The sequence below is a fragment of the Pseudomonas quercus genome (genome assembly GCF_012033695.1).
Taxonomy (GTDB): Bacteria; Pseudomonadota; Gammaproteobacteria; order Pseudomonadales; family Pseudomonadaceae; genus Aquipseudomonas; species Aquipseudomonas quercus.
Genome location: NZ_JAAVJI010000049.1, coordinates 1 through 678, shown reverse-complemented (window position 1 = coordinate 678; position 678 = coordinate 1). Strand labels below are relative to the sequence as shown.

General features: G+C 50.4%; 2 tRNA genes and 1 rRNA gene. All 3 read left to right on the top strand.

Annotated features, from left to right (window positions below):
* The first annotated feature begins 175 nt into the window (after positions 1-175).
* Positions 176-252 (top strand) — tRNA-Ile (locus HBH25_RS22995).
* 7 nt (positions 253-259) lie between these two features.
* Positions 260-335: transfer RNA gene (locus HBH25_RS22990), tRNA-Ala, on the top strand.
* Positions 336-584: 249 nt separating this feature from the next.
* Positions 585-678: ribosomal RNA gene (locus tag HBH25_RS22985) — 23S ribosomal RNA — on the top strand; the annotation flags it as partial.

The window sequence follows — 678 nt, the reverse complement described above, 5'->3', positions numbered from 1 at the left end:
CACCTCCTTAATCGACGACACAGCCGCCCATAAGCACCCACACGAATTGCTTGATTCCTTGTAAAGACGATTAGGTGAAACGCCTCACGTCGGTCTGTAGCTCAGTTGGTTAGAGCGCACCCCATGCTTTGTGGTAGAGAGCAGGGTGAGGTCGGCATGCAGCGACCCAGTATTTGGGTCTGTAGCTCAGTTGGTTAGAGCGCACCCCTGATAAGGGTGAGGTCGGCAGTTCGAATCTGCCCAGACCCACCAGTTGTTTGGGGCTATAGCTCAGCTGGGAGAGCGCCTGCCTTGCACGCAGGAGGTCAGCGGTTCGATCCCGCTTGGCTCCACCACCTACATCATCGGTCAAAAGCTTAGAAATGAGCATTCCCTCAAGGCGAGGTTGAATGTTGATTTCTGGTCTTTTCCAGAATCGTTCTTTAAAAATTTGGGTATGTGATAGAAAGTTAGACTGAATAGCACTTTCACTGGTGTTCATTCAGGCTAAGGTAAAATTTGTGAGCTGTTCCTAGAACAGAAGTGCGAATTTTCGGCGAATGTTGTCTTCACAACCGTAATCCCGAGATTGCTTGGGGTTATATGGTCAAGTGAATAAGCGCATACGGTGGATGCCTTGGCAGTCAGAGGCGATGAAAGACGTGGTAGCCTGCGATAAGCTTCGGGGAGTCGGCAAAC